At 66.0% G+C, this 21601-nt stretch carries 16 protein-coding genes and 1 pseudogene; 9 read left to right on the top strand and 8 right to left on the bottom strand.

Annotated features, from left to right (window positions below; genetic code table 11):
• Window positions 1–105 precede the first annotated feature (105 nt).
• The 4 genes and pseudogenes from WT16_RS31195 to WT16_RS13710 form a co-directional block, all read right to left on the bottom strand.
• Window positions 106–529: pseudogene (locus WT16_RS31195) on the bottom strand (class II glutamine amidotransferase); the annotation flags it as partial.
• Window positions 530–573: 44 nt separating this feature from the next.
• Complete coding sequence (locus tag WT16_RS13720; protein WP_015600992.1) at window positions 574–2004, bottom strand: mannose-1-phosphate guanylyltransferase/mannose-6-phosphate isomerase; 1431 nt, start codon at window positions 2002–2004, stop codon at window positions 574–576.
• Between the two features lie 101 nt (window positions 2005–2105).
• Complete coding sequence (locus WT16_RS13715; RefSeq protein ID WP_063533529.1) at window positions 2106–4136, bottom strand: capsular biosynthesis protein; 2031 nt, start codon at window positions 4134–4136, stop codon at window positions 2106–2108.
• Window positions 4137–5288 (bottom strand): glycosyltransferase family 1 protein, encoded by a 1152-nt coding sequence (locus WT16_RS13710; RefSeq protein ID WP_063533528.1) that lies wholly within the window; start codon window positions 5286–5288, stop codon window positions 4137–4139. It abuts the gene before it with no gap.
• Window positions 5289–5483: 195 nt separating this feature from the next.
• Between WT16_RS13710 and WT16_RS13705 the strand changes: the two genes are divergently transcribed.
• The 7 genes from WT16_RS13705 (at window position 5484) to WT16_RS13675 (ending at window position 15262) form a co-directional block, all read left to right on the top strand.
• A complete protein-coding gene (locus WT16_RS13705; RefSeq protein WP_015601843.1) occupies window positions 5484–6677 on the top strand; it encodes a polysaccharide biosynthesis/export family protein in 1194 nt (397 codons plus the stop codon).
• 154 nt (window positions 6678–6831) lie between these two features.
• Window positions 6832–9135 carry an FkbM family methyltransferase gene (locus tag WT16_RS13700; protein WP_063533527.1) on the top strand — a complete coding sequence of 768 codons (2304 nt, stop codon included), beginning with the start codon at window positions 6832–6834 and terminating at the stop codon, window positions 9133–9135.
• Window positions 9132–10373 carry a glycosyltransferase gene (locus tag WT16_RS13695; RefSeq protein ID WP_063533526.1) on the top strand — a complete coding sequence of 414 codons (1242 nt, stop codon included), beginning with the start codon at window positions 9132–9134 and terminating at the stop codon, window positions 10371–10373. Before WT16_RS13700 ends, WT16_RS13695 begins: the two co-directional genes overlap by 4 nt.
• 80 nt (window positions 10374–10453) lie before the next feature.
• Window positions 10454–12133: a glycosyltransferase family 1 protein gene (locus WT16_RS13690; protein WP_059930944.1), complete on the top strand. Its 1680-nt coding sequence runs from the start codon at window positions 10454–10456 to the stop codon at window positions 12131–12133.
• 79 nt (window positions 12134–12212) lie between these two features.
• Window positions 12213–13250 (top strand): GDP-mannose 4,6-dehydratase, encoded by a 1038-nt coding sequence (gene gmd, locus WT16_RS13685; RefSeq protein WP_006025390.1) that lies wholly within the window; start codon window positions 12213–12215, stop codon window positions 13248–13250.
• A 3-nt stretch (window positions 13251–13253) separates the two neighbouring features.
• Entirely contained in the window at window positions 13254–14147 is an 894-nt protein-coding gene (locus WT16_RS13680; protein ID WP_063533525.1) for a GDP-mannose 4,6-dehydratase, read from the top strand.
• Window positions 14144–15262, top strand: a complete 1119-nt coding sequence (locus WT16_RS13675; RefSeq protein ID WP_015600070.1) for a glycosyltransferase family 1 protein — start codon at window positions 14144–14146, stop codon at window positions 15260–15262. The genes WT16_RS13680 and WT16_RS13675 overlap by 4 nt, the downstream gene beginning before the upstream one ends.
• Window position 15263: 1 nt before the next feature.
• Here the strand turns inward: WT16_RS13675 and WT16_RS13670 are convergent, their stop codons facing one another.
• Genes WT16_RS13670 through WT16_RS13655 form a run of 4 tightly spaced genes read right to left on the bottom strand, consistent with a single transcriptional unit; the run spans window position 15264 to window position 19097 of the window.
• Window positions 15264–16496 carry a glycosyltransferase family 1 protein gene (locus WT16_RS13670; protein WP_082874803.1) on the bottom strand — a complete coding sequence of 411 codons (1233 nt, stop codon included), beginning with the start codon at window positions 16494–16496 and terminating at the stop codon, window positions 15264–15266.
• Window positions 16497–16521: 25 nt separating this feature from the next.
• Window positions 16522–17175 (bottom strand): ABC transporter ATP-binding protein, encoded by a 654-nt coding sequence (locus tag WT16_RS13665; protein ID WP_006025394.1) that lies wholly within the window; start codon window positions 17173–17175, stop codon window positions 16522–16524.
• Window positions 17172–17966, bottom strand: a complete 795-nt coding sequence (locus WT16_RS13660) for an ABC transporter permease (protein ID WP_006025395.1) — start codon at window positions 17964–17966, stop codon at window positions 17172–17174. Before WT16_RS13660 ends, WT16_RS13665 begins: the two co-directional genes overlap by 4 nt.
• 12 nt (window positions 17967–17978) lie before the next feature.
• The gene (locus WT16_RS13655; protein WP_006025396.1) at window positions 17979–19097 is read right to left on the bottom strand and encodes a WcbD; all 1119 of its coding nucleotides are present in this window, start codon (window positions 19095–19097) and stop codon (window positions 17979–17981) included.
• Between the two features lie 520 nt (window positions 19098–19617).
• Between WT16_RS13655 and WT16_RS13650 the strand changes: the two genes are divergently transcribed.
• Together WT16_RS13650 and WT16_RS13645 are read left to right on the top strand one after the other, a co-directional pair.
• The gene (locus WT16_RS13650) at window positions 19618–20823 is read left to right on the top strand and encodes a capsular biosynthesis protein (RefSeq protein WP_063533523.1); all 1206 of its coding nucleotides are present in this window, start codon (window positions 19618–19620) and stop codon (window positions 20821–20823) included.
• On the top strand, window positions 20816–21601 hold the full coding sequence (locus WT16_RS13645) for an SDR family NAD(P)-dependent oxidoreductase (RefSeq protein WP_063533522.1): 786 nt from the start codon (window positions 20816–20818) through the stop codon (window positions 21599–21601). The genes WT16_RS13650 and WT16_RS13645 overlap by 8 nt, the downstream gene beginning before the upstream one ends.

The raw sequence follows: 21601 nt of genomic DNA, 5'->3' as shown, positions 1-21601 counted from the left end.
TGAGGTCTCCAAATGAATTGAACGGAGGCGGCCGTGAAGCCACGCGAAAGGGTTTTTTTATAACCGACTCGCGGCGATGGAGCAACCTTCGCCGCGCGCGGCGGGCTAGGTGATCGCGGTGCTTTCAGGGATGATTTCCCACGCGTCATGCAGGTCGACGAGCGGCTCGGACAGCACGAGGAACGCGTCGTCGCCGATCGCGCGGATGCGCGGGTCGTGAGGATGGCGCTCGTGCAGATGGCGAAACGACGTGCTGTGAAAGAGCGAGCGCGAGATGGAACATCACTTCGGAGTCCGTCGATCCTTCGATCGACGCGAAGAGCGCGGGATCGATGCGCATCATCAGGTCGCGCCGCAGCGTGTGATAGCGGCGGATCAGTCCGTTGCGAGCGAATAGCCAGCGGCCGCGGCGAAACGGATGGCAGTTGGTTCCCTGCACGGGCGTGCCGGTTGCCGAGCGAACGTGCGCGACGAACAGCGGCGAGCGGATCGCGCGCGCCGCGCGCAACGTGGAACGATCCGCAGGCGCGTGCGGATCGTCGTCGTGCGGCCTTTCCGTTGCGGCTCGTCGCGTCAGGTCGCGGACGTGCGTCCGTACGTGTCCTCGAAGCGGACGATGTCGTCTTCGCCGAGATACGAGCCGGACTGGACCTCGATCAGCTCGAGCGCAATCTTGCCGGGATTCTTCAGCCGGTGCGTTGCGCCGAGCGGAATGTAGGTCGACTGATTTTCGGTCAGGATGATTTCCTTGCCGTCGTTCGTGACGAGCGCGGTGCCCTTCACGACGATCCAGTGCTCGGCGCGATGATGGTGCATCTGCAGGCTCAGTTGCGCGCCCGGATTGACGACGATGCGCTTCACCTGGAAGCGCTCGCCTTGATCGATGCCTTCGTACGCGCCCCACGGCCGGATCACGCGGCGGTGCGTGACGGATTCGCGGCGGCCCGACGCGTTCAGCCATTCGACGACCTTCTTCACGTCCTGCGCGCGGTCGCGATGCGCGACGAGCACGGCGTCCGCGGTCTCGACGATCACGATGTTGTCGATGCCGATCGCGGCGACCATCCGGTGCTCGGCGCGGATATACGAGTTCTCGACCGTGTCGGTGTACACGTCGCCGATCAGCGCGTTGCGCTGCGCGTCGGTGGCCGCGATGTCGGCGAGCGCGCTCCACGAGCCGATGTCGTTCCAGCCGAGATTCACGGCGGCAACGACGGCCGCGCGCTCCGTCTTCTCCATCACCGCGTAGTCGATCGACACGTTCGGGCTCGCGCCGAACGCTTCGGGGTCGAGCCGCAGGAAATCGCAGTCGCGCTTCGCCGCGTCGAGCGCGAGCCCGGCCTGGCGCGCGATGTCGGGCGCGTGGCGGCGCAGCTCGTCGAGATAGGTCGACGCCTTCAGCATGAACATCCCGCTGTTCCAGTAATAGCCGCCGTCCGCGACGAAGCGCCCGGCCGTCGGCGCGTCCGGCTTCTCGACGAACGCGTCGACGCGATAGACGTGCGCGCCGCCCGCGAGCGCCTCGCCGCGGCGAATGTAGCCGTAGCCCGTGTGCGCTTGCGTCGGCGTGACGCCGAACGTGACGAGATGCGCGTCGGACGCGACGCTTGCCGCCGTCTTCACGACATCGACGAACGCGGCTTCGTTGTCGATCACGTGATCGGACGGCAGCACGAGCAGCAGCGCATCGGGCGATTCGCGCAGCGCGAGGAGGGCGGCGATCGCGATCGCGGGCGCGGTGTTGCGGCCCATCGGCTCGAGCACGATCGACGACGGCGTGATGCCGACCTGGCGCAACTGCTCGGCGACGAGGAAGCGCTGCTCGTTGTTCGTGACGACGATCGGCGCGCTGACGCCTTCGACATCGCGCACGCGCAACGCGGTCTGCTGGACGAGCGTGTTGTCGCTCGTGAGCTTCAGATACTGTTTCGGATAGCCTCCGCGCGACATCGGCCAGAGGCGCGTGCCACTGCCGCCGCACAGGATCACTGGATAAATGTTCATGAATGACCTCGATTTGCAAAGCTGGGCTGGCTCGTTGCGCAAAAACCAGCGGGTTTCGATTCCGTCGATGCGCCGATTCGCTGCTGCGTGCCGGCCGATTTTCAACCGTCCGGGCGATCCTGTCGAACCGCGATCCGCTGCGTGATTCGCCATCCGGCATGCGATAGTACATTACGCGTCCAACGAACAGCCTTCAGAAAAGGCCGCGCGCGATTGCCGCGCACGCGCCCGAGCGGCCGCGCGGCCGGCGCCGCGAGCCGCTCGACGACGGCCTCCGGCGTCGTGAACATGCGCAGACGCCAATCCCAGTACAGCGGGTAGCGCAGCAGCGCGCCCGCCGTCAGCATGTCGAGCGTCAGCGCGCGCTCGCGCCACGGCAGCGGCGCGAGCGCGTCGCGCGTCAGGCCCCATCCCGCATAGAACGGCAATCCGTACGTGTAGACGGTCTTGCCGCGCAACAACGCGTCGAAGCCCGCCAGCGACGAAAGTGTATGAACTTCGTCGGCCGCCTCGATCAGCGACAGCAGATCGGACTCGGCGTCGACGACGTCGGCGAGCCGCAGCGCGTCGACGAGACCGTCGCGATTGCCCGACAGCACGTCCGGATGCGGCTTGTAGACGATGAACGCATCGGGGCGGCGCGCGCGGACTTCGCGCAGCAGCGCGTCGGCCGTGCCGAGCGCGCGGGTGCCGAGGCGGATCGACGCGTCGTCGGCGACCTGCCCGGGCACGAGCGCGACCGGCCGTCCCGCGGGCCGCGTCCACGCCGGCGCGCGGCGGCCGAGGTTGTACTTCGTGATACCGGCGCGCACGATGCGCTCGCGCAGCGCGGCCGCGCGCGCGAGCTCGGCGCCGGTGAAATCGGCTTCGTTGAAAAGCACCGTCAGATCGCTCGGCCGGCTCGCGTCGAAATAGAGCCCGCGCCGGTCGATCGCCTGGCTATACGGCGCGTTCATGTCGGAGCCGAGTCCGAGCGAATGGATGAAGCCGTCCTCGATGCGCACGTGCGCGACGCCGGGAGCGAGACCCTCCGCGCTGCGCGCGCCCCAGAACGCCGCGCATTCGTTCGCGCGCACGGCCGCGGGCGCATGCGCCCAGCGCAGCCGGCCCCCGCTTGCCGCGAGGAACGGCGTCGCGAACGGCCGTTTCCAGCGCTGGAAACGCACGCCGGCGACCCGCTCGAGATCCTTGAACCGCTCCGCGACCGCATGCTGCAGCTCGATGCCGTCGAGCGCGGCGGACAGGCTGCCCGGCGCGTGCGTCGCGGGATCGAGGTAGTGCGCGATGCGCACGAACACGGCGTCGAACAGCGCGGCGAGCGTCGGGCGCGCGTCGCGGCCGGGCAGCGTGTGGCGATCGTCTGTGAGGCCCCAGCCCGCATAGTACGGTGTCCCGAATACGTGCGTGCGCACGCCGGCGAGGAGCGCGCTCATGCCTTCGGACGCGTCGACGACATACACGTGATCGACGTGCCGCAGCAGGTCGGCGAGCGAATACGGCGGCGCGAGGCGATGCACGCCGTCCGGCAGCGCGTTCGAATCCGCGGACAGCCAGCGCCCCGTCGCGGCGTCGCCGCTTCGGATCATCCAGAACGCCGCATCCGGATACGCGGCGCGCGCCGCTTGCATCATCGCTTCGAAATCGTTCGAACGGTCGCGCGCGCGCGCGTGAACGTTCGCCGAGGTTGCACGCCGCTCGTCGATCAGCAGCACGCGCGTGCGGCGCGCGGAAATATCGACCGCGATGGGCGCGCGTGCGGCGCGTCCGCACAGATGCAGCGCGTCGGCGAGCAGTACGCGCCGCATCAGCGCGGCGGTTTCGGGGCCGCTGCCGGCGCACGGATGGGCGGCGAGCGCATCGGCGATCGCGTCGGCGAACGCCTGGGGGCTGCTCGCATCGGCCGGCACGCAGAACCACGAGCGCAGCGGCGCGCCGCGCGCATCGGGCGCAGCGATCGGTCCGGGCCATGCGGCGCGCGCGCGGATGCCGGCGATGCGCGCGATGCGCAGCGCGGCGCGCCCGCTCCAATGATCGATCCACAGACGATCCGAGCGGCGCGCGATCCAGCTCGCGAGCCGCGCGCCGCGCGTGATGCCGCGCAAGTCGAACCGGGGGGCGGTGGGCGCGGCCATCTAACCGAGCGATGCAATGAAGCGGTCGACGATATCGAAATGCGCCGCCCAGGTCGGCGCGCGAAAGCCGGCGATGCGATCGAGTTGCGCGCGTCGCTCGGGGCTGTCCGCGCGCGCATACGCTTCGATGCGGGCGAGCCATCCGGGGCCGTCGAGCGGATCGAGATAATCGGGAATGCCGGCCGCGATTTCGCGGAACACGTCGAGCTCGCTCGCGAGCACGGGCACGTTCGACGCGAGCGCTTCGACGAGCGGCATGCCGTAGCCTTCGACGAACGACGGAAAGAGCAGCGCGCGCGCGTGCTGCAGCCACGCATGTAGTTGGTCATCCGAACAATCGGATTGCTCGATCACCGCGCCGCGCAGGCTCGCGCAGCGCTCGAGCATGTCGATGACGTTTTCGCATTCCCAGCCGCGCCGGCCGATCACGACGAGTTTCGGTGCGGCGTCGCCGAGGCGTTCGACGAGCCTGCGCCACACGTGCAGCATGAACCAGTGATTCTTGCGCGGCTCGATCGTGCCGAGCATCACGAAGTACGGCGACGCGAGCGGCGCGGCCTGCGCGGGCTGCGGCCCGGTGCCGCCCGCGAGCGGCGCGACGATGGCGGGCGGCAGCGCGAGCGCCGCGCGCTTCGCTTCCTGCGCGAGCGAGTCGAGCGTCGCCTGCGAATTCGCGATGAGGCCGTCGGCGTGACGAAGGGCAGTGTGGATGCGCTTGCGGTGGACGTCGTCGACGCCCGGGCGGCTGTATTCCGCGTGCGTCAACGGAATCAGGTCGTGCACCATGCATACCGTGCGGCCGCTTCTTCGCCGCATCGACTGGTAATAGCGCGGATATTCCATTCCGGTGTGGCTCGTGTGCAGCAGCGTCGAGCCGGCGGGCGCCGGCCGCAGCCGGTTGACGGTCCACGTGCGGGCGAGCAGGTTCGCGATGTAGCGCCGGTCCGGGCGCTGCGCGAGCAGCATCGCAAACGTTCGCTGCGAGTCGGTTTCGCTCAGAACGGCGGAGAAGCCGTACTCGCTCAGCATGCCGCGCGCGCGGGCGCCGTACCGCTCGACGTACGCGAGGCCGACGCGATCGACCCCCGTCGGAAGCAGCCCCTTGTAGCACCGGCTTATCAGGCGTGTGACGTCCAGGTAAATATGTGTCACGGGGATGCAATCTTTCGATGAGAATACGAATCGCTTGAATGACCTTTACGCGCGCGATCGGACGGCTGTTCGCGCACGGCGGGTCTCTTTCCGGAATGCGTTTGCAATAGGCGACAATTGATGCTGAAATATTCTATTGCATCTCCGAAAGTGCGACAATTTTCGCCTCCGTCTACGTCTGGGGCCCAACGATACATGTCACGTTTGTCTTGCGGTGCTTCTTATATCGCGCTTGCAGTCAGCGCAGCCTTGCTCGCAGGCTGTTCGAGCATCGCCAGCTCGGGCCCCAGCCGCTCTCAGATCGATCGGGCGCCGAGCCACTCGCAGGACGAAGCCCAGGTCCGGGCGAATCTTCCCGCCATCCAGGTGGTCGACGTGACCGACGGCGTCGCGCGCCAGCTCTACGTCGAGCGCCGTCACGGCGATTTTTCCGAGCTGCTCGGCAACGATGCGCGCTTCCAGCAGCAGCTCGGCGTCGGCGACACGATCGAGGTGTCGATCTGGGAAGCGCCGCCCGCGACGCTGTTCGGCGTCGCGCAGACGAGCGACACGAAGGCGGGCGCGACCAACGCGAAGGTCACTGTGCTGCCCGACCAGGTGATCGACGGCGACGGGACGATCAACGTTCCGTTCGCCGGCCAGATCAAGGCCGTGGGCCATACGCCGGCCGAACTGCAGCGCATCATCGCGGCGCGCCTGAAGAACATCGCGCACGACCCGCAGGTGCTCGTGAAGTTGTCGCGCAATGCAACTTCTTACGTGACGATCGTCGGCGACGTCGCGAGGAGCGACCGGATGCCGCTGTCCGCGCGCGGCGAGCGGCTGCTCGACGCGCTCGCGACGGCAGGCGGCGTGCGCCAGCCGGTCGACAAGATGACGATTCAGGTGACGCGCGGCAACGTCGTCGCGTCGCTGCCGCTCGAATCGGTGATTCGCGATCCGCGGCAGAACGTGCCGCTGCGCGCCGGGGACGTCGTGACGGCGCTGTTCCAGCCGTACAGCTTCACGGCGCTCGGCGCGACCGGGAAGAACGAGGAAATCAATTTCGAGGCGCAGGGCATCACGCTCGCGCAGGCGCTCGCACGGGCGGGCGGGCTGCAGGATTCGCGCTCCGACGCGATGGGGGTCTTCATCTTCCGGCTCGAGGACGCGAACGCGCTCCAGTGGCCGAATAAGCCGGTGCGCACGACGGCCGACGGCAAGGTGCCCGTCGTCTACCGGGTGAACCTGCGCGACCCGAGTTCTTTTTTTGTCGCCCAGAGTTTCATGATGGACAACAAGGACTTGCTTTACGTGTCGAACGCACCGATCGCCGAGTTGCAGAAGTTCCTGAATCTCGTGTTCTCGGTCGCGTATCCTGTCGTGACGGGCGTCCAGACCTTCAAGTAAGTGCGTGACGCACGCGCCGCGGCGGTTCGAATGCGCGCAGCCACGGCGCGTCCGTCGCGATGACCGGCGCTCGGTCCGGGCGGCGAGCCAGCCCGGCCGTCATGATCAGCATCTATCCAGGGCAGAGAGCAGCATGCTTCGAGTTCATGGTCCGATGATTACTTCTTACGCACAAAATTTCGAGGACGTGATGTTGTGGCGCGCGCTCGCGCATGTCGAGCACGGCTTCTACATCGATATCGGCGCGCAGGATCCGCGCATCGATTCCGTCAGCCTCCTTTTCTACGAGCACGGCTGGCGCGGCATTCACGTCGAGCCCGCGCCGCGCTATGCCGATGCGCTGCGGCAGCGTCGGCCGGACGAGACCGTGATCCAGGCGGCCGTCGCGAACCAGAACGACGTTTTACGGTTTTATGAAATACCGGGAACCGGCATTTCGACCGCAGACCCGAACATCGCCGCCCAGCATCGCGAGCGCGGCTTCGAGCCGCGCGAAATCGTCGTGCCGTGCACGACGCTCGCATCGATCTTCGAACTGGGCGCGGGCCGCGACATCCATTGGCTGAAGATCGACGTCGAAGGATTCGAGCGGCAGGTGCTCGAGAGCTGGAACGGCGCGAGCGCCCGCCCGTGGATCGTCGTCGTCGAAAGCACGTGGCCGATGACGCAGATCGAGCGTCATCGCGAATGGGAATCGGCGCTCGTCGGGCTTGGGTATTGCGCGGTCTATTTTGACGGCCTAAATAGATACTATGTTTCGGAGCAGCACGGCGAGCTCAAGCAGGCGTTTCATGCGCCGCCGAACGTGTTCGACGATTTCGCGCTGAGCGGCGAATCGAATGCGCCATTTCACCGCCAAATCGTCGAGCGCGATCAGGCGGCGCTCGATGCGGCCAAGGCCGAATTGCAGCAGATCGACGAGGACAGCCGGGCGCGCATTCGCGCGCTGAACGACGAACTCGAGTCGGCCGCCGCGCGCAGCGCCGAACAGGCGCGCGCTGCGCTGGAACAGAGGGTGGCGGACGAACAGGCATTCCGTCAGCAGGAGCAGCAATGGGCGGCTCGCGACCGGGAGCGATCGTACGAGCATGCCTTACTCCGGACAAAATTGGAGGATACGCTCAAGAGTTCGGTGCTGCGCGAGCAGGATGCGCGGCGGCAATTGCTCGATGCATCCGCGAAGGCCGACGCGGCACTTGCGGCGCAGGCGAGCGGGCATGCGGAGCGTGAGCGCGAATGGCAGGCGGCGCGCGTCGAGCACGAGCGCCGTTTCGCGGATGCGATGCAGACTGCGCAGAGCGAGATTCGCGCACATTCGGAAGCGCTGCGGCAACGCGACGCGCAAACCGAGGACAAGCTTGCGCAGCAAGCGCTTTCGCTGCGTAAGGAAGCGGAGGCGGAGCGGGCGCGGCTCGCGGCGGTTCACGGCGTGGAACTTGCGGAGTTGCGCCGCGCGCAGCGCGAGGAGCGCGACGGACATCGCGAACGCGAGCGGCTGCTGTTGCAGCAGATCGAGGCGGCTGCTCTCGACGCGCAGGCGCGCGGCGAGAAACTCGCGACGCTCGTGACGCAGCACGCAGTCTTCGTGCGCGATCTGGAGCGCGAAAAAACAACATTGGTTCAACACTACGAGAATTTGCTGCGAGAATCCGACGGGCAGCGGATTCGTCGCGAGCAGCAGGCGGCAAGCGATTTATCTTTCTTGCAGTCGCGGCTCGAGCGGCGCAATGGCGAATACGACGAGCTGAGCTCGAAGTACGAGGCCGAAGCCGAAGCCCATGCGCGTCACGCTCATGCGCTCGCCGAGCGGAACGCGGAGTACCTGTGGGAAGGATATCGCCTCGGGCGCGCGGAGAAGGCGCGGGGCTGGTTTGCGAGAGCGTTTTCGTTCGCGGGCCACGGCCCGAAGCTCGACGTGCGCTATTTCGCGCCGTCGACCGAAGCGAAGCGCGACGCGGCTTCAGCGAAACATCGTGTGGATCGCATGAAAATGTTGAAAATCAATTTCCAGCCGGAATTCGTCGTTCGGGAAGACGGAAAGTACAACCTCGACGATTTTCTTTCGCTGCACGACAGGAATTTCGTGCGCGCCGCGTATCTCGCGCTATTGAACCGCGAGCCGGACGAATACGGCGAGCGGCATTATCTGAGCCGCGTCCGGGCGGGCGTGAGCAAGATCCAGATCCTGTCGGACATCCAGAAATCGAAAGAGGCCCGCAAGCGCGGCGCGAAGATCGCTCACCTGAAGGGCGCGATGTTCGTGAACAAGCTGTTCGGCATTCCCGTGATCGGCGGCCTGGTTCAGGGCACCTGTTTCTTTTTCAGCGTGAATCGTCACCTGAAGGATCTCCGGGCGCTCGAAAATCATTTGATCCGGATGGGAGAGGAGATGCAGCAGCACTATCAGGGCTACGTGGAGTCGTCGATCAAATCGCAAGGCACGGGGAGCGGCAAATGAAGATCCTGACGCTCAGCACGTATCCCGTCGGAACGCCCGCGCACGGCGGCCAGCACCGGGTGGCGAACATCGTGCGTGTCCTTCGCGCTGCCGGACATCAGGTGCAATCTGCAGGCGTACTTGGAAGTGAGCAGTACGCGTCGGAGCCGACTTTTTGTGATTTCCCCGGATACGAGAAGTTGCAGAAATACGTTCAGGACCCGGGATTGCTGGAGGATTTTGCGATCGGGCGTCTCTATGTGCAAGATGACGATGCATATCAGTCGCTCGCAAACAAGATCGACTCGAATCCGGACGTGATTCTGATCGAGAACCCCTGGCTATTTGATTTCGCAAAGCGCTTCGTGAGCCAAAGGAAACTGCGCGAGACTCGATTGATATATAGCTCGGAGAACATCGAGCACGAGCTACGTTATGAAATTATCGTCCAATACCTGATGTCGGTTGAGCGCGCAACGACAGCGCGTGATCTGATTCTCGAAACCGAACTGAAGGTTCTTCGTGAGGCGCATGGTGTCTGTGCAGTATCGCAGGAGGATCTCGAATGGATGCAGCGGCATACGCAGGCGAAGTGCATTCTCGCGCAGAACGGCGTCGCGCGCCGCACGACGACGGACGAGGGGCTCGAGCAGGCGAACCGGATCACACAGCACCGCAAGATTGTGCTGTTCTGTGCATCGGCCCATCCGCCGAATATGACCGGTTTCTTCGAGATGTTTGGTGAGGGTGTTGGCTGTATCGCGCCGGATGAGTTACTTGTGCTCGTCGGGAGTGCCGGACCGGCGATCATGTCGGATCCGCGTTTTCACAGGATTGCTGGCCTTGGGCGTGCAACTGTATCAGTTGGCGTTGTGTCGGAAGAGTGCCTGCAGGGTCTCCTCACACTTGCGCACACGATCATCCTGCCGATCACGCACGGCGGCGGCACCAATCTGAAGACGGCCGAGGCGTTGTGGGCGGGCAAGAACATCGTGGCGACGCCGGTCGCGATGCGCGGCTTCGATGCGTTCACGAACGCGCGCGGCGTGTCGATCGCCGACGACAGCCGCGGCTTCGTCGCCGCGCTGCGCGAATCGATGGCGGCGCCGCCGCTGCGGCTCACGCACGACGAGCAGGCCGCGCGCGCATCGGTGCTGTGGGACGAGACGCTGCGCGCGCTCGTCGACTACGTCGCGAGCCTCGCGCCGCGCGCGTCGTCCGCGCCGAAGCCGCAGCGCGAATTGCAAAGCCAGACCTGAAGCACGCAGCCCGTACCGATACGCCATGACGTCGCCTGTTCGCGGGCGGCGGCATCCGGTAGTGAACCCAAGGATCACGCATGTCGCAACAGAATGCCCCACTGATTTGGATGAACGTCACGACCAGTGCGAACTGGAACCGCCCGCCCGTCGGCATCGTCCGCGTCGAGCAGGCGCTGTGCAAGGAGCTCGAGGCGATGTACGGCAAGCGTCGCTTCAGGAAGTGCGTGTGGCGCGAGGGGCAATTCATCGAGTGGACGGAGCCCGCCGCCGGGCGTTCGGCCGAGATCGACGACGTCGTCGACATGATGCTGCCGCGCACCGAATCGTTCGATCTGTCGCGCCGCTTCCTGTATCGCGCGCTCGACCTGTTCGGCAAGCAGTCGCACGCACGCGGCGGCGCGCAGAGCGTCCGGCTCGATGTGCCGGTGGGCGACCAGCAGTATCGCCTCACGCCCGCCGCTGGCGACATTCTCGTGTCGATCGGTCTCGATTGGGACCAACCTTATCCATCAGAGTTCTACAACTTGCGCAAGAAGAAGGGCATCCACGTGATCACGTGCTGCTATGACCTGATTCCGGTGCTGTTTCCGCAATACTGCGTCGGCGACGTGTCGAGCCGCTTCAAGGAGTACTTCAATTTTCTCGCGTGGGGCTCGGCCGCGGTGCTGTGCATCTCCGAGCAGACGAAGAAGGACTACCTCGAGCTCTGCAACCGGATCGGCTCGCCGATCCGGCCGTCGCACGTGATTCCGCTCGGCGACAACGTGCCGACGGGCGACGGCGACGTCGGGCCGCAGGTGCAGGACGTGCTGAGAAAGCCGTTCATCCTGTTCGTGTCGACGATCGAGCGCCGCAAGAATCACGAGATCCTCTACCGCGCGTATCACCGGCTGTGCTGGGAAGGCCACGGCCACAAGCTGCCGAAGCTCGTGTTCGTCGGGATGCCGGGCTGGGGCGTCGGCGATTTGCTGAAGGACATCGAGCTCGATCCGCTGACGCGCGATCTGATCGTGCAGCTCAATCACGTGACCGATCACGAACTGATGCAGTTGTACAAGCACGCGCTCTTCTGCGCCTATCCGTCGCTGTACGAGGGCTGGGGGCTGCCTGTCGGCGAGGCGCTCGCGATGGGCAAGGCGGTGCTGAGCTCCGATCAGGGATCGCTGCCCGAGGTGGGCGGCGATCTCGTTCGCTATCTGCCCGCATGGGACGTGCAGGCGTGGGCCGACGCGATGCTCGAATGGTGCTCGACGCCCGCGAAGATCCACGAGGTCGAGCAGCGCGTGAAGAAGGCGTATCGCGTGCGCACGTGGACGGGCACGGCCGAGGTCGTGAAGCAGGTGATCGACGGCATCGCGGCGGCGGGCGCGGACGCGCGCACCGTCATCTATCCGGGCTACGACTGCAGCACGCAGATCGGCGTGCACGCCGGCCCGGGCCTGAAGGGCACGGGCAACGACGGATTCCTGATGTTCGGCCCGCACCGCGCGATGACGGCCGGCAACTATACGGTGAAGGTGTTCGGCACGCCGGACGAGCAGCAGGACGCGAATCTGTCGTTCGACTTCGTCGCGAACGAAGGCAGGCAGTGCCTCTGGCGCGGCGACGCGCGCGTGCCGCGCGCGCCGGGGGATGCCGAGTCGCTCGTCGTCGAGTTCGACATCGACGTGAAACAGCACCTGGACGACTTCGAGGTGCGCTGCATCGATCACGGCACGCAGATGCAACTGACGAGAATGGAAATAACGAAGCGGTAGCGGTATCGAGCGCGTCGGCCCGGAGCGTGCTTCGTCCGGCCGCGCCGGGCATGATGGACACCAATCTAGTGAGTCAACAATGAGCGTCACTGCAATTATCACCGGCATTACCGGCCAGGACGGGGCTTATCTCGCTCAACTCCTGCTCGACAAGGGCTACGTGGTCTACGGCACCTATCGCCGCACGAGCTCGGTCAACTTCTGGCGCATCGAAGAGCTCGGCATCGGCGCTCATCCGAATCTCCATCTCGTCGAATACGATCTGACCGATCTGAGCGCGAGCATCCGCCTGTTGCAGACCACGGGCGCGACGGAAGTTTACAATCTTGCCGCGCAAAGCTTCGTCGGCGTGTCGTTCGACCAGCCCGTCACCACCGCGGAGATCACCGGCATCGGCCCGCTGAACCTGCTCGAGGCGATCCGGACCGTGAATCCGGCGATCCGCTTCTATCAGGCGAGCACGTCGGAGATGTTCGGCAAGGTGCAGGCGATCCCGCAGACGGAGACAACGCCGTTCCATCCGCGCAGCCCGTATGGCGTCGCGAAGCTCTATGCGCACTGGATCACGATCAACTACCGCGAGAGCTATGACATCTTCGGCTGCAGCGGGATTCTGTTCAATCACGAATCGCCGCTGCGCGGCCGCGAATTCGTCACGCGCAAGATCACCGACAGCATCGCGAAGATTCGCCTCGGCAAGCTCGACGTGCTCGAGCTCGGCAATCTCGACGCGAAGCGCGACTGGGGCTTCGCGAAGGAATACGTGGAAGGGATGTGGCGGATGCTGCAGGCCGACAAGCCCGACACGTACGTGCTCGCGACGAACCGGACCGAGAAGGTGCGGGATTTCGTCGACATGGCGGCGCGCGCGGCGGGCTTCAGGCTTGCATGGGAAGGCCGCGAAGAAAACGAAGTCGGGATCGACCAGGTCTCGGGCAAGACGATCGTGAAGATCAATCCGAAGTTCTATCGCCCCGCCGAAGTGGATCTGCTGATCGGCGATCCGCAGAAGGCGCGCGAAGCGCTCGGCTGGGCGCCCGCCACGACGCTGGAGCAGTTGTGCCAGATGATGGTCGAGGCCGACATCCGGCGCAATGAAGCAGGTTTTTCTTTCTGATTTATGGCAAAAGTTCTGATTACCGGGATCGGCGGTTTCACCGGGCGGTATCTCGCCCGGCGGCTGACGCAGAGCGGGCATGACGTGTGCGGCCTCGTCCATCGGGCGGGTGTCGGGCTCGAATGGCGAACGCACGTCGCGGATCTGCTCGATCGCGGCCAGCTCGCGGACGTCTTCGAGCGCGAACGGCCCGATGCGGTCGTGCATCTGGCCGCGATCGCATTCGTCGCGCACGATGACGTGAGCGCGATCTACCAGACCAACGTCGTCGGTACGCGGAACCTGCTCGATGCGCTGGCGTCGTCGTCTCATACGCCGCGCTCGGTGCTGCTCGCGAGCAGCGCCAACGTCTACGGCAACACCGATCGCGAATGGATCGACGAATCGGTGCCGCCCGCGCCCGCGAACGATTACGCGGTCAGCAAGCTGTCGATGGAGTTCGTCGCGAGGCTCTGGCGCGAACGGTTGCCGATCGTCGTCGTGCGGCCGTTCAATTACACGGGCGTCGGTCAGGCGGCGAACTTCCTGCTGCCGAAGATCGTGTCGCACTTTCGCTCGCGTGCGTCCGTGCTCGAACTCGGCAATCTCGACGTGATCCGCGATTTTTCGGACGTGCGCGCCGTCGCCGCCGCCTATGAGAAGCTCATCGGCGGCGCGTTCGCCGGCGAGACGTTCAACGTATGCTCGGGCGTCGGCTATTCGCTGCACGACGTGCTCGCGATGGCCGAGGAGCTGACGGGTTATCGGCCTGAAATCCGTGTCAATCCGAACTTCGTGCGCGCGAACGAAGTTCGCAAGCTGATCGGCAACAGCACGAAGCTGCGCGACGCGATCGGCGAGCCGCTGGCGGTCGGGTTGCGCGATACGCTCGCATGGATGCTGGAGCGCGCCGCTTGAAGCTGATCCTCGCGGTGGACGCGATCGTGCCGCCGCTGACCGGAATCGGGCGCTATGCGTGGGAGCTCGCGAAGCATTATTCGACGCCGGACAGCGGGCTTGAGTCGATTCGCTATTTCTTCGCGGGCCAGTGGATCGGCGATCCGCGGGTCTTGCTCGACGGTCCGCCACGCGGGCGCGCCGCGCGCCGCAAAGGCTGGTGGCCGCGCGTGTCGGCCGGCTTGCGGCAGTGGCGCGAGCAGCGCGCGGTCCGCGGGCACGTGTTTCATTCTCCCAATTATTTTTTGCCGGACTGGGTCGAAGGCGGCATCGTCACCGTGCACGATCTGTCGGTCTTCAAGTATCCGGAGACGCATCCGGTCGAGCGCATCCGCCACTTCGAGCGCGGCTTCGCGTCGACGCTCGCGCGCGCCGCGCACATCATCACGGATTCCGAAGCGATCCGGCACGAGGTGGCCGACAGCTTCGGCTGGCCGCTCGAGAAGATCACGTCGGTGCGTCTCGGCGTGCCGCCGGAGTTCGGGCGCCGCGAGCGCGCGACGCTTGCCGAGCCGCTCGCGCAATACGGGCTCGCGCCCGGCGCCTATACGCTGTGCGTGTCGACGCTCGAGCCGCGCAAGCGGATCGACGCGTTGCTCGCCGCCTATGCGGCGTTGCCGGCGGCGCTGCGCGCGCGCTACCCGCTCGTGCTCGTCGGCAGCGAGGGCTGGTTAAGCGATGCATTGCGGCAGGACATCGCGCGCGGCGAACGGCAAGGGTGGCTGCGCTATCTCGGCTTCGTGCCGGAGGCGGCGCTGCCGCTGCTGTACGCGGGCGCGCACGCGTTCTTCTTTCCGTCGCTCTACGAAGGATTCGGCCTGCCCGTGCTCGAGGCGCTCGCGAGCGGCGTGCCGACGCTGACGTCGCGCTGCTCGTCGCTGCCGGAAGTCGCGGGCGGCGCGGCATGGCTCGTCGAGCCGGGCGATCATGAAGCGTTGCGAGCCGGCATCGAGCACGTGATGTGCGACGAACCTTGGCGGGCGGCCGCGATCGACCGGGGGCTCGAGATCGCGAGCGAAACGACGTGGGCGCAGTGCGCGCGCCGAACGCTCGACGTGTGCCGCCGCGTCGCGTGAATCAGGCGGCTTCGGCGAGCGCCGCAACGAGCGCTTTCAGTTGATCGGCGCTCGCCGACCACGTGATCGGCTCGATCCCGCCGCTCGTCGGCGCGGCGCCGGCCGCTAGCTGCGCGAGCCACGCCGACAGTTCGCGCGCGAGCGCGCCGCCGTCCGCCGCGCGGAAGTACGTCGCATGGTTTCCCGCCACTTCCCTGAACACGTCGAGGTCGCGCAGGAACAGCGGCTTGCCGTGCCGCGCCGCCTCGACGATCGGCAGCCCGAAGCCTTCGGCCTCGGACGCCATCACGAGGCCGTCCGCCTGTGCGTATAGTGCCTCGAGGCGCGCATCGTCCGCGTCGTGCAGCCAGATGAGCCGCCGGCCGTTTTGCGCGTGCCGCTGCAGGCGCTGCACGACGGGTTCGACATGCCAGCCGGGCGCGCCGACGACGACGAGCGTGACCTCGGCGCCGTCGCGCCACAGCGCATCGAACGCATCGAGCACCTGTGCGTGCCCCTTGCGCGGCTCGATCGTGCCGACCATCAGCAGCAGCGGGTGCGCCGCGTCACGGCACGGGTCCGCCTGCGCCGGCATCGACGCCGGCGCGGCGTGTGCGTGGCCGAGCGTTTCCGCGCCGAGATCGAACGAGCGGATCGCGATGTCCGCGTTCGTCAAGCCGAAGCGGCGCCGCATCAGCCAGTCGGTCTCGCGCGCGACGGTGCGGGAAATGCACCAGAGCTCGTCCGCGTGCACGGCGAGCGTCGACAGCCAATGCCGGAACGAGCGCCGCGCGCGCGGCGTGAACCAGCGCGGATGCTGGAACGGCAGCAAGTCGTAGACGACGAACGCGCAGCGCACGCCTTGCCGCTTCCACGCGAGCAGGTCGCGCTGCCGCCGCGGGACGATGCGGCTCGTCAGGTCGAGGCCGATGAATACGTCGCCGGCGCGAACGCGCACGGCTTCGCCCGGCGGGGCCGATGCGGCGTGCTGTGGCTCGCCCGCATCGGGCGGGAGAAAGTGGTCCGCATAACGATAGGGCGTCTTGCGCGTCGCGCGGATCGGGCGCACGTCGAAGCCATCGGGCGGCGAGGCCAGCAATTGCGCGAGGAGCGAGCGGACGACGCGCTGAATGCCCGTGCCGGCGTCGTGCGCGGCGATGATCGACACGTCGACGAGCAGTTGTCGCCGCTGGGCGCCGGGCGCGCCCCAGATCGCGGCGGACTGCAGGACGGCGGCTTTCAGCGTCCGGCTCAAGCTTCGGACGCCGGCACGGCGCGCGTCATGCGGTGCTCTCTTGATAGAACGCGTACGCATCATCGACCGAGTCGAACGAATGCAGCTTGCCTTCGATCAGCACGGATGCGCGGTCGCAATGCTGCTGGATGTAGCTCGCGTCGTGGCTCACGATGATGAGCGAGCGATCCTTGCGCCGCTCGAACAGCTCGTGGTGGCATTTCGCGTGAAAGCGGCTGTCGCCGACGGCGACGATCTCGTCGATCAGGAAGCAGTCGAATTCGATCGCCATCGAGATCGCGAACGCGAGACGCGCGCGCATCCCGGCCGAGTAGCTCTTGACCGGCTCGCGCAAGTAGTAGCCGAGCTCCGAGAATTCCTGCACGAACGGCTCGGCCGCCTTCGGGTCGGCGCCGTAGACGCGGCAGATGAAGCGCAGGTTGTCCATGCCGGTCAGGCTGCCCTGGAATGCGCCGCCGAACGCGAGCGGCCAGGATACCTGCATGCCGCGGCGGATGCGGCCCGACGTCGGCAGCTCGGCGCCGCTGATCATCCGGATCAGCGTCGACTTGCCGGCGCCGTTGCGCCCGAGGATGCCGACCTTCTCGCCTTGCTTCACGTTCAGGTCGATCTGGTTCAGCACGCGGCGCATGCCTTGCCGCGTGTGATAGTCCTTGCAGACGCGCTCGAGCTCGATCATTCCGGCTCCACCTTGCGGCCTGCGTCGCGCACGAAATACAGGCCGATCAGCAGCAGGATCAAATCGCTGAACACCATGTAGCGGATGCTGTAGTGCGGCGTGACGAGCGAGCCGAAGTAGCCGCCGCGCAGCATTTCGGTGCCGTGCACCATCGGCAGCAGCAGGACCGCGTTCTGGAATTTTTCGGGCAGCCATGCCACCATGAAGAGCGAGCCCGACAGCGGGAACAGAAGATACGCAACCGTGTGCCAGATCCGCTCGACCGATTCGCTGCGCTCGGACAGCGCGCCGATAACGAGCGCGAGGCCGGATCCGAATGCGGCGAGATGCAGCCATGCGCCGAGGACCATCATCATGTTTTCGGGCGGATGCATCATGCCGGCGACAATGAAGAAGATCGTCAGGAACGTAAACGACATCGTCGCGCCGGAAATTTCGAGCAACAGGCGCGCAAAGAAGAAGTCGACCACGCGCACATTGCGGTGATAAAGGAGCGCTTGGTTGGGCTGAATTGCGAGCGCGCAGCGGTTCGCGCAATTGCGCCACAGCAACACGGGAGAGTAGCCGGTCACCGCAAACTCCGTTATCGGCAAGTTGGAGCCGTGTGTTGCTTTCGTTATCGTCCACAGCGCGAGCACGCCGAGCGTGAACATCATCGGTTCGAAGAAAATCCACAGAAAGCCGATGTTGTGGCGGCCGAAGCGCGTCAGGATCTCGCGCATCAGCAGCGCGCCGACGACGCGCGCCTGGATCGCGAGCGAGCGGGCGAGCGGGGTGTCGTGATGTGCCATCGCCGGCCGGTCTCAGTCGTGGTGCTCGCGCACGCCGGCGAGCAGGAGGCTCAGGATGCCCCATGCGATCATGCCGAGCGCAAATACCTCGAAGATCGATTTGAGCCGCTTCGGCTCGATCGCGACGTCCGGCTTGTTCGGCTGGACGAGGCGCTCCAGATAGAGCTGCTGGCGCTGCGCCTCGGCGCGCGCGGTTTCCATTGCCGCGAGGGCGGACGCGAGCTGCTTGTCGGCGAACTGCGAATCCAGTTGCAGCCGCGCGTAGCTTGCCGCCTTGTTCGACAGCGAGTTCTTTCCGCCCGCGACGCCGCCCGTCGCTTCCTTGATCTGCTTCTCGAGCTCCGAGATGCTGTTCTTCAGGACCGAAATTTGCGGGTTCTGCGGCGAGATCACCTGCAGTTGCCGGAGTTGCGTCTGCGCGGAGAAGAGTTGCGACTGCAGGCTCGTCACCTGCTGCAATTGCAGCGCGGACTGCTTTTCCGGATCGAACACGGCGTTCGAATTCCGGTACGCGGCGAGCACCGCCGCCGCTTCCTTCGCCTTCGAGGCGGCTTCGTCGACCTGCCGCTGCGCGAAGCTTACAGTGTCCTTCGCGGCGCGTTCGTTCATCCGGTTGACGAGCTGCTCGCCCAGGCCGAGCAGCTCGATGTTGATCTTCAGCGCGTCGTCCGCCGTGTAGCCGCGCACCTGCAGCGTCGCGATCCCCGACGACGACTCGAGATTCACGTTCACGATCCGCTTGCCGTAGTACTTCCACAACGATTCGAAGCTGCCGTCGAGCGTCGCGTTGAAGTGGCTGATGACGTCGCCGCGCTTCGAGTACGCGTCGAGCACGTAGTTGTCGCGGTTCAGCGCGGCGAGCGCGTCGCGCGACTGGATGTAGTCGATGACGGGATACGTATCGTCCTGTCCGCGGCCGAACCCCGTGCCCTGCAGCAGCGCGCCGACGACGCTCGGCTGCGCCGCGCGCTGCGCGCTGCGCACGACGAAGCGCGATTCGGACACGTAGATGTCGGAGGCGATGAGGCCGTAGTAGAGGGTCGCGATGAGGGTGGGGGCGGCCACCGTCAGGACGAAGAGCTTGTTGAGTCCCTTGAGTCGCCCGATGAGGTTCGTCCGCTTTCCGGTCATCGGAGCTGAGGCGCTGCCAGATACGTTTTCCAACTTCCTTCCATCCAAGCTGATTGGCTCTCGGCGTTCTGTCAAAAGACTTACGTCATTCGCCTTTCGACGCAAGAGCGATTTCGATCAAGTGACGCGGTTGCGCAACGTCCGCGTGCGCGCGAGGGCATGTTTCGCCCATTCGAGTGCACGTTGCAGCATTGAACCGCGTACGGATGACTTCCGGCAAGCTCGTTTTCGCTGCCGCCCGGGCTTGCGGGAAGCGGGTGGCCAAGGGGGCGGCTGATTATAGCCAGCGAGGGTGAAATGCGCCATCTCCGCGCGCTCTACGTCAGATTTGCGCAATAGCGCGCCGCCGGCTTGGCGCCTTCTGTTTTGCTTTTTTTGGCGGGATGCTATATTCACCGCTCCCAAGAAGAGAGCGGCCGAACCGCCTGCCGCAATATTTCAATATTCATAAAGGGTTCGTTCGAGGGGGCGAAAATGTTCACCCTTGGGCGCCTCAATTTCGCCGGTTGACATTTTTTCGATGCCTCGCTCATTTCTTGTGCTGCAAGGCACGGCTTCATCGTTTTTCAGCCGATTGTCCGAAGCATTGTCGACGCGGGGTCACGCGGTGCGCCGGGTCAATTTCTGCGGCGGCGATCGCCTGTATGGCGGGGCGACCGCGGCCTGGGACTATCGGGGCGCGCTCGACGCGCTGCCCGAGTGGTACTTGCAAGCAGTCCGAACGGAGGGAGTGACGGATGTAGTCATGTTCGGCGACTGTCGTGAAATCCATCGGCACATGCATCCGGTCGCGCATGCCTGCGGGCTGCGCACGCACGTGTTCGAGGAGGGCTACGTCCGCCCGCACTGGCTGACGCTCGAGAGGCACGGCGTCAACGGGCGGTCGCTGCTGTCGCGCGATCCGGCCTGGTATCTCGAGCAGCGCGGCGTCACGCCGCCGAGCCAGCCGGGACGGCCGACCGGTTACAACCTTTACGAGCGCGCGTTCCACGATATCCGGTATCGTAGTGCGAATGCGCTTTACGCAAGCCGCTTTCCGCATTACAGCAGCCATCGTCCGCGGAACGGCTTCGTCGAATATGCGGGACTCGCCGTGCGCGCGCTCCAGCAGAGCCGCCATCACGGCGAGGCGGAGAAGGTGGTGCGGGCGTTGCTCGAATCGAAATGCGCCTATTATTTTTTTCCGCTGCAACTGGGTTCGGACGCGCAGATCGTCGTCCATTCGCCGTTCGACGGCATCCGGGACGCGATCGAGCGGGTGATGCGCTCGTTTGCGCGGCATGCGCGTTCCGATGCCGTGCTCGTCATCAAGAACCATCCGCTCGACACGGGATTGATCGATTATCGGCGCTTCGCTTACAAGTTGGCGGCCGAGCTCGACCTCGCGAAGCGCCTGCGCTTCATCGACGCGGGCCATTTGCCGACGCTGCTCGAGCATGCGGCGGGCGTCGTCGTCGTCAACAGCACGGTGGGGCTGTCGGCGCTGCATCATGGCCGCCCGCTGATCGCGCTCGGCAGCGCGGTATACGTGATGCCGGGGCTGACGTGGCAAGGCAGCCTCGATGATTTCTGGACGCAGGCCGGACCGCCCGACATGACTCTGTACCAAGCGTTTCTCGACTACGTGATGCATCACACCCAGATCAACGGCGATTTCTACACGCGCACCGGCATCGAGATGGCGACGGCGGGCGCGCTCGAACGGCTCGAGGCGGCGCGTGACTAGCGCCGCGCCGCATCACGTCGTCATCACGGGCGCGAGCGCGGGGCTCGGCCGCGCGCTCGCGCTCGCGTATGCGGCGCCGGGCGTCGTGCTCGGGCTCGTCGGGCGCGATGCGGCGCGGCTCGACGCGTGCGCGCAGGCGTGCCGCGCGCGCGGGGCCGAGGTCGTCGTCGGGCAGTTCGACGTGCGCGACGCCGAGCGCGCGCAGGCGTGGCTCTGGGCGTTCGACGATGCGCATCCGATCGATTTGCTGATCGCGAACGCGGGCGTCGCGAGCACGCTCTCGTCCGCATCCGACTGGGAAGGGCTCGAGCGCACGGCGAGAGTCGTCGACACCAATTTCTACGGCGCGCTGCAGGCGGCGCTGCCCGTGATCGAGCGGATGCGGCCGCGCGGCCGCGGGCGCATCGCGATGGTGAGCTCGCTCGCCGCGCTGCGCGGCATGGCGATCTCGCCCGCCTATTGCGCGAGCAAGGCGGCGATCAAGGCCTATGCCGATTCGGTTCGCCCGTTGCTGGCGCGCGACGGCGTCGGGATGTCGGTGATCCTGCCGGGCTTCGTGAAGACCGCGATGAGCGACGTGTTTCCAGGCGACAAGCCGTTCCTGTGGTCTGCCGACAGGGCGGCCGCCCACATCCGCGCGAAGCTCGCGGCCGGGCGCGCGGAGATCGCGTTTCCGGCGCTGCTCGCGTTCGGCATGCGCCTGCTGACGCTCCTGCCCGCCGCGCTCGCGGACGCGATTCTCGGCAGGCTGTCGTATCTGCCGCGCGAGGAGCGCTAG

The organism is Burkholderia sp. MSMB1589WGS, from assembly GCF_001636105.1.
In the GTDB taxonomy this organism is placed as follows: Bacteria; Pseudomonadota; Gammaproteobacteria; order Burkholderiales; family Burkholderiaceae; genus Burkholderia; species Burkholderia humptydooensis.
The sequence above is the reverse complement of the archived record's forward strand: the minus strand, read 5'-3'. Positions and strand labels throughout refer to the sequence as shown.